The sequence below is a fragment of the Azospirillum oryzae genome, assembly GCF_008364795.1.
GTDB classification, from domain to species: Bacteria; Pseudomonadota; Alphaproteobacteria; order Azospirillales; family Azospirillaceae; genus Azospirillum; species Azospirillum oryzae.
In genome coordinates, this window is record NZ_VTTM01000033.1 from 1 (window position 1) to 856 (window position 856).

Annotated in this window: 1 protein-coding gene; it reads left to right on the forward strand. The window is 65.0% G+C overall.

All coding sequences use genetic code 11. The features are described 5' to 3' along the window. The first annotated feature begins 41 nt into the window (after positions 1-41). A protein-coding gene (locus tag FZ938_RS30345; RefSeq protein WP_149201870.1) for an IS5 family transposase occupies positions 42-847 on the forward strand; the annotation gives its coding sequence in 2 pieces (ribosomal slippage) (positions 42-369 and positions 369-847; 807 coding nt in all). Positions 848-856: the final 9 nt, after the last annotated feature.

The window sequence follows — 856 nt, forward strand, 5'->3', positions numbered from 1 at the left end:
AGAGCACCTAACAAAAGGGCGTTTGGGCTGTTGAGAGGTGTATGGCTTCACCTCTCGTATCCGACGCCCTTTGGGCGCTGATTGAACCGTTGCTCCCACCGGAGCCGCCCAAGCCGAAGGGCGGGCGGCCTCGGCTGGACAACCGTGCCGCGCTAACCGGTATCCTGTTCGTGTTGCGCTCGGGCATTCCCTGGGAACTGCTGCCGGTGGAGATGGGGTGCGGTTCGGGCATGACCTGTTGGCGCCGGCTGCACGAATGGCAGCAAGCCGGCGTCTGGGAGCGGCTGCACCGTGTGCTGCTCGATCGGCTTGGCTACGCCAATGCCATCAACTGGGATCGCGCGGCGGTGGACAGCGCCAGCGTTCCAGCAAAAAGGGGGGCGAGGAGACCGGGCCGAACCCGACGGACCGCGGCAAACCGGGCTCCAAGCGCCATATCCTCGTCGATACCAATGGCATCCCCCTCGCCCTGAGGATTTCGCCGGCCAACCGGCATGACAGCAAGTTCCTGGAAGCATTGGTCGATGCCGTGCCGGCAATCCGCCAATGTGCGGGCCGGCCACGGCGCCGACCAGCCAAACTGCACGCCGACAAGGGCTACGACTTCACCCAATGCCGGCAGGCGTTACGCCGGCGGGGGATCATTCCACGCATCGCCCGGCGTGGCATTGAGAGCAGCGAGCGCCTTGGCCGACACCGATGGGTGGTCGAGCGGACACTCGCCTGGTTTGCCCGTTTCCGCCGCCTCGCCGTCCGCTACGAACGGCGCGCCGATATCTTCACCGCCTTCCATCATATCGCCGCAAGCCTCATCTGCTGGCGATTCGTCCAGAGATGGTTCTGTTAGGCGCTCTTA